This is a genomic window from Paeniglutamicibacter sp., assembly GCF_046714615.1.
GTDB lineage: Bacteria > Actinomycetota > Actinomycetes > Actinomycetales > Micrococcaceae > Paeniglutamicibacter.
Genome location: NZ_JBKKAP010000164.1, coordinates 1 through 6202, shown reverse-complemented (window position 1 = coordinate 6202; position 6202 = coordinate 1). Strand labels below are relative to the sequence as shown.

The 6202-nt window shown below is 65.4% G+C and carries 6 protein-coding genes; 1 reads left to right on the top strand and 5 read right to left on the bottom strand.

Annotated features, from left to right (window positions below; genetic code table 11):
* Positions 1 to 201 precede the first annotated feature (201 nt).
* From ACLQ7E_RS19585 to ACLQ7E_RS19565, 5 genes are all read right to left on the bottom strand, one after another.
* Positions 202 to 1467, bottom strand: coding sequence for a CynX/NimT family MFS transporter (locus tag ACLQ7E_RS19585; RefSeq protein WP_411734250.1), 1266 nt, complete (start codon positions 1465 to 1467; stop codon positions 202 to 204).
* Between the two features lie 109 nt (positions 1468 to 1576).
* A complete protein-coding gene (locus ACLQ7E_RS19580; RefSeq protein WP_411734249.1) occupies positions 1577 to 2350 on the bottom strand; it encodes a crotonase/enoyl-CoA hydratase family protein in 774 nt (257 codons plus the stop codon).
* Positions 2347 to 3015: an NADPH-dependent F420 reductase gene (gene npdG / locus ACLQ7E_RS19575; protein ID WP_411734248.1), complete on the bottom strand. Its 669-nt coding sequence runs from the start codon at positions 3013 to 3015 to the stop codon at positions 2347 to 2349. The genes ACLQ7E_RS19580 and npdG overlap by 4 nt, the downstream gene beginning before the upstream one ends.
* Before the next feature lie 21 nt (positions 3016 to 3036).
* Positions 3037 to 3795: an SDR family NAD(P)-dependent oxidoreductase gene (locus ACLQ7E_RS19570; RefSeq protein ID WP_411734247.1), complete on the bottom strand. Its 759-nt coding sequence runs from the start codon at positions 3793 to 3795 to the stop codon at positions 3037 to 3039.
* A gap of 22 nt (positions 3796 to 3817) precedes the next feature.
* Positions 3818 to 4996 carry a thiolase family protein gene (locus ACLQ7E_RS19565; RefSeq protein ID WP_411734246.1) on the bottom strand — a complete coding sequence of 393 codons (1179 nt, stop codon included), beginning with the start codon at positions 4994 to 4996 and terminating at the stop codon, positions 3818 to 3820.
* 351 nt (positions 4997 to 5347) lie between these two features.
* Here ACLQ7E_RS19565 and ACLQ7E_RS19560 point away from each other — a divergent pair, with 351 nt between their 5' ends.
* Entirely contained in the window at positions 5348 to 5911 is a 564-nt protein-coding gene (locus tag ACLQ7E_RS19560) for a nuclear transport factor 2 family protein (protein WP_411734245.1), read from the top strand.
* Positions 5912 to 6202 lie beyond the last annotated feature (291 nt).

Genomic DNA, 6202 nt, shown 5'->3' with positions numbered 1-6202 from the left:
CCCTGCTCGAAAAGATCGACGGCAGCCAGCCGCTGCTCGGCGGTCAATGAACTATTTTGACGCATGAAAAACTCCCCGAAAGTAAGGATCTGAATTATTCAGTCCAACTTTCGGGGAGCAGTTCATTTGGTGCGGGGGCTTCGGCATGTTCGGTTCCCGGTCGCGTGGTCCGGACTCCGCGGGCGGCCGCGGGGGCGGACCTCAGCGTCGTGCGGCGTACTCCCTAAGCTCCTCGTCGACCGAGATCGGGCTGCGCAGCAGCATCCCACCGATCACGATGCCCGCGGAGGCCGCGATGAGGAAGCAGAACGGGGCCGTCCATCCACCGGTGACGTCGTGGAGGAGACCGACGACCAGCGGGCCGGCAACGGAAATCAGTGCCCCGTTTCCCTGCACGAACCCACTCAGTGCCGCGGTCGTGGCGGGGGTCCGCGTCCTGGCGTTGATCAACGCGAGCATCACCGGAAACAAGCCGGTGCCCGAAGCCGCGACGAGGACCCAGAGCGGCGTCAGGAAGCCGGGAGCAAGCATCAGGCCCATGTAGCCGGACACGAACAGGGCAGCCCCGATGTAGGCAAGCACCGCAGGACTGCGCATCCGGAGGGCGATCGCGGGGACGACGAGGGCCAACGGGCCGGCGGTTACGGCGTAGACGGACAGGAGGATCCCGGCCTTGACGCCGGAGATGCCTGCCGTGTCCATCAGTATTTCCGGCAGCCAAGCCAGCATCGCGTACCCGTTGAGCGCGGACATCCCGTGCATCAGCAGCAGGCCCCATGCCACTCGCGAACGCCACAGTCCGACCCCCGCGCCGCGCCCGGCGGAGACAGCCGTCGAACCCTCCACGCCGCGTCTGGCTTGTGACCTCCCCCTGAGGACCAACGCTATCCAAGGAGGTGCCGCGATCAGCGCGGCTGCGCCCCAGACCATGAGCGAGATACGCCAGCCCGCCGCATCCGCGACCACCGGGGAAACGGTGCCCGGGATGGCCGTGCTGACGGAGAACAGCATGGCGTAGATGCTGGTCATCAAGGCGATCCGGTCAGGGAAGTACTTCTTCACCAGTGCAGGGAGCAGGACGTTGCCCACGCCCATGGACAGCATCGCCACGATGCTGCCGAAAAGCAGCTGCGTGAAGTCCCCTGCCAGTGCGCGGACCAAGTGGCCCGCGGACATCCCGATGCAGGCCAGCAACAGATTGGTTTCCAGCCGGATCCAACGGGCGAGGACCGGTCCCAGCAATCCGCCCATCGCCAGCATCAGTGGCGCAAGCATGCCGATGATGCCCAGGGCTACATCGCTCAGCGGCACGTCCACTTGGATCCGGTCCACGATCGGCGACATGGCGGTGACCGCCGAGCGCAGGTTGAGCGCCACCAGCACGATGCCGGTGAGGGCCAGGGCCCGGCCCGCCCAAACGGGCCGCAACTTGAACTCGTTGCCCGGGGACGCGATTCCACCACTCACTGATGCCTCCTGGGGCTTGGGCCGATGTGTTGCCGCGTGGGGCGGGAGCGGCGGTTGCCGCGGACGCCAATGTCTGCGGCAACCGCCGCCGGGAACCCGGTGGTTCCGGTCAGCTGCCGGTCCAGTGGGGCACGCGCTTTTCGACGAAGGCGCGGGCGCCCTCGGCTGCGTCGTTAGACTTGCGGATCGGGTCGACGAATTCGTGCTGGCGGGCGAACTTCTCTTCCAGCGGCCAGTCGACGGACTTGACCATGATCTGCTTTGAGGTGGCCAGCGCCAGCGGCGCATTCTTCGCGATCTCCTGGGCCAGCTGCAGGGCTTGCTCCAGCGCGGCGCCGGGTTCGGTGACGCGGTTCACCAGATGCAGTTCTCCGGCCTCGGTGGCCGGCAGCATCCGGCCGGTGAGGACCAGCTCCATGGCGTAGTGGTACGGCAGGCGGTGCTGCAGCCGCAGCAAGCCGCCGGCGTTGGCCGTCAGCCCCCGCTTGACCTCGGGCAGGCCGAAGGTGGCATTGCTGGCCGCCACGATCAGGTCGCAGGCCAGGGCGATCTCGAATCCGCCGCCGAGCGCATACCCTTCGACGGCGGCGATGAGAGGCTTGGCCGGCGGACGCTGGACGAGCCCGGCGAAACCGCGGTCCGGAACAATGGGGATCTCTCCGCGGGCGAAGCCCTTCAGGTCCATGCCGGCGCAGAAGGTGCCGCCGGCGCCCGTGATGATGCCCAGGCTCAGATCCTCGCGGCTGTCGAGCAACTCGAAGGCCGCGGCGAGTTCCTCGGAAAGCTGCAGCGACATTGCGTTCCTGGCCTGCGGCCGGTTCAGCGTCAGGATCAGGACCCTGCCGCGCTCCTCCAGGAGCAGGGGCGCTTCTTCCCGGCTCATGCGTGCCCTCCGATGCCGGTGATGGCCACGCCAGCGCGGGTCTTGTATTTCTTGTTGATGTTGATCAGCACGGCGGTCAGCGGTTCAAGCTGGCGTGCCAGCCGCAGCGCGCCTGCATCGATGCCCTCCTTGCCCGTGACTGCGGCCGCGAGCTCCATCACGAGTGCCTTGGCCTGCGCATCGTCGCCGCAGACCAGGATGTCTTCGTGGCTGAGCAGTCCCTCGTTCTTCCACAGCGAGAGCGCAGCCACGTGGTGGAAGGACCCGACGACGACGGCCTCGGGGACCAGCCGCTGGGCCTCCTCGGCTGCGCTTTCGGACAGGGTCAGCCCGTAGGGTCCGGCCGCATCGAAGCCGAGAGGATTGACGCAGCTGATGATGGTTTTGCCGCGCAGCTCATCCCTGAGGGACGTGACGAGTTCCGCGTGTCCTTCCCACGGAACGGCCAGCAGGACGATGTCGGATGTCGCGACGGCGTCGGCGTTGGTGGCACCGATGACCGTTGCCGGCCCGCCGATTTTCGCGGCAATTTCCTCCGCCTTTTCACTGGCCCGCGCGGCGTCGCGCGAACCGATGGTGATGGCGTTGCCGGCCTGCGCCAGGCGGTAGGCCAGGCCCCGTCCCTGCGGACCGGTGCCGCCGACGACTGCGATTTTGTGCGTCATGATCTCTCCCATTGTCGATTCCTAGCGCGGTGCCATGCGGATGGCGCCATCGAGTCTGATGGTTTCCCCGTTGAGCATCGGATTGGCGATGATGTGTTGGGCCAACGAGGCGTATTCGTCGGGCTCGCCGAGCCGGGACGGGTTCGGGACGCTTTGCGCCAGCGAATCGCGGACCTTTTCCGGCAGCCGGGCCAGGATCGGCGTATCGAACAGGCCCGGGGCGATCGTCATGACGCGGATGCGCCTGCTGGCCAGGTCGCGCGCGGCCACCAGGGTCATGCCAACGATTCCGGCCTTGGCCGAGGCATAGGGGATCTGGCCGATCTGGCCTTCGTAGGCGGCGACGGAGGCGGTGAGGATGCAGACGCCGCGTTCGCCATCGAGTTCTTCGTTCTTCGCCATCCGCGCCGCGGCCAGGCTCAGGACATTGAAGGTGCCGATGAGGTTGGTCCGCACCACGCCTTCGAAGATTTCCAGCGAGCCGGGGTTGCCGTCGCGGTCCACGAGGCGCAGGGCGCCGCCGCGGCCGGCGCAATGCACCAGCGCACGCAGCGGCGCGATGCCTTCTGCGGCGTCGAGTGCGGCATTGACCGAATCCGGATCCGTGACGTCGGCCGGCACGAAGGTGGCGCCCAGTTCGGCAGCCACCTCGGCACCGGCGGAGGTGGGTAGGTCAAGGATGACGACCTTCGCGCCGTCGTCGGTGAGGCGGCGTGCCGTGGCCGCACCCAGGCCAGAGGCGCCGCCGGTGACGACGACGGATGCTCCGTTGATGATCATGGTTTTCTCCTGCGGGGGTTGGTTAGAGACGTTCGATGATGGTGGCGTTGGCCATGCCGCCGGCCTCGCACATGAGTTGGAGGCCGTAGCGCTGTCCGTTGTCCTCGAGCGCATGCAGCATCGTGGTGAACAGCCGTGCGCCCGAGGCCCCCAGAGGGTGGCCAAGGGCGATGGCTCCGCCTCTGGGATTGACCTTGTCGGGATCGGCATTGAAGTGGCTCTGCCAGGCCAGGGGAACCGGTGCGAAGGCCTCGTTGATCTCGATGTGGTCGAGCTGCCCAAGGCTCATTGCCGACCGGGCGAGAATCTTCTCGGTTGCCGGGATGGGGGCAGTGAGCATCAGAACCGGATCGTCCCCGACCGCGGTCATGGCGTGGACGCGTGCGCGTGGCGAAAGCCCCAGCTCCCTTGCCTTGCGGTCACTCATCAAGAGGACAACGGTGGCGGAATCGGATAGTTGCGAGGAATTCCCGGCGGTGACCGACCAGGTGACCTGGGGGAAGCGCGCGCTGAGTTCAGGGGTCTCAAACACGGGCTTGAGTTCGGCCAGGCGTTCGGCGGTGGTGTCGGGACGTATCGTTTCGTCGCGGGCGACAAGGGTGCCTGCCATTGTCCTGACCGGAACGATTTCGCGGTCCAGCAGGGCGGAAGAGGCGTGGGCAAGTCGGTGGGAGCGCGCTGCATACATGTCTTGGGCTTCGCGGTCCACGCCGTACTTGGCCGCCACCAGTTCCGCGGCAACACCCTGGGAGACCATCCCCGGGGAGTACCGGGCCGTGACCGATGGGCCAAATGGATCGGCACCGGCGCGGGCGGAGCCCATGGGAACCCGACTCATGGATTCAATGCCGCCGGCAATGACCATGTCATAGGCACCGGCCAGGATGCCTTGGGCAGCAAAATGGATCGCCTGTTGCGAAGAGCCGCACTTGCGGTCGATGGTGGTCGACGGGACATGTACGGGGTAACCGGCCGCAAGCCAGGCCATGCGGCCGGGAGTTGCCGACTGTTCCCCGGTCTGCGAGACGCAGCCTATGAGGACGTCGTCGACCGCGCCGGGATCGATTCCGGTGCGCTCGACAAGGGCAATCAGGGCTTGGGCCAGCAAGTCCACGGGATGGACATCAGAGAGAGCGCCACCGGCACGTCCCCGTCCCGTGGGGGTGCGCAGTGCGTCGATGATCAGGGCATTAGTAGTCATGGGTCAACCTCCTCCCTATTGCTTATCATGATTGTCATCTTAGAGTAAAGGGTATCCGGCTGGATGACCGAACATGAACCGGCAACGACAGACTGCGGGGTTCGGGGGAGTGAACGCTCCTCGGCGGAGATCGATCCGGCACAGCCCTTCTCAAATCCATATAAATTGTTATATTGAAATAACAGCAGAGTTCGATCTGCCTCTTCGAGGCGACAGTAACCGCGTCGGGCCATCCGTGGACCGGCTTCTCTCCTTCAGCGAGGTGCACCCCGAAGGGGGTGCACCGTCTACCCGCGGCTGCCTAGCAATCGAAGATCCACCATATGGGCAACGAAAATCCAGGAGTTATGAATGGCAACGTTAGCGTCAATTGAGGACCGCGTCCGGAGGATCGAAGACCGCTCGGCGATTCAGGAGCTGGGTGTCCTTTACGGGTTCATCATGGATGAACGCGACGAAGGCGGGATTCGTCAGATCTTCACGACGGACGCCACCTTGCGTTCGCAGGACGGCGTCTTCGCCGCAAGCGGCATCGAGGAAATCGTCGAGACTTACTTGGGCCGTTTCGCTGCCCTCGGTCCGACAAACCACTACAGCCATGGACACGTAGTGCGTTTCGACGACGGCGACCCTGACACCGCGACTGGCCTGCTGGCTTCGCACGCCGAGGTGTCGCGCAACGGGACCGCCATGCAGGTGGCCCTTCGCTACAAGGACACTTACCGCCGGGTTGAAGGCAAATGGCGGATCGCGGACCGGTTGATGTCCTACATGTACTACCTCTCGGTGGACGAGTACGCCGAGGGTCTTGGGGACCGCAACAGCGTTCGGGTCTATGGAGACCACCGGCCGTCCGATTGGCCAGAGGCCCTCTATTCGGAGAACGGCAGCGACTGGCTCAAGGCGTACCTCTAAATCCGTTCCGTTGAAGGGGGCGCTGGATCTGCGGTGTGACGGCGATGCGCACCTCAACCTGTTAATGCCTGGGTGCCGGGTCAGGCCCGAGGAATCAATGCATGCCGAGCAGCGCCGCACTGTGATTCGTTTCTGCACGTCGCCGCTTGGTCCCGTTGCAGATGGATACCGGCATGCATGCGGCGGCAGGCGTCATTTGTCCTGACCCCGGGCTCATTCCGGGTTCCATCCCTTCTTGGGTTCCTTGTGGGTTCCCTCGGGCCAATGCGCGGAACGGCATCGAAGCCGTTC

Coding starts and splice junctions, on each gene's coding strand:
- ACLQ7E_RS19580 (WP_411734249.1), bottom strand. CDS start 2,350: ATGAGCCGGGAAGAAGCGCCCCTGCTCCTGGAGGAGCGCGGCAGGGTC.
- npdG (WP_411734248.1), bottom strand. CDS start 3,015: ATGACGCACAAAATCGCAGTCGTCGGCGGCACCGGTCCGCAGGGACGG.
- ACLQ7E_RS19570 (WP_411734247.1), bottom strand. CDS start 3,795: ATGATCATCAACGGAGCATCCGTCGTCGTCACCGGCGGCGCCTCTGGC.
- ACLQ7E_RS19565 (WP_411734246.1), bottom strand. CDS start 4,996: ATGACTACTAATGCCCTGATCATCGACGCACTGCGCACCCCCACGGGA.
- ACLQ7E_RS19560 (WP_411734245.1), top strand. CDS start 5,348: ATGGCAACGTTAGCGTCAATTGAGGACCGCGTCCGGAGGATCGAAGAC.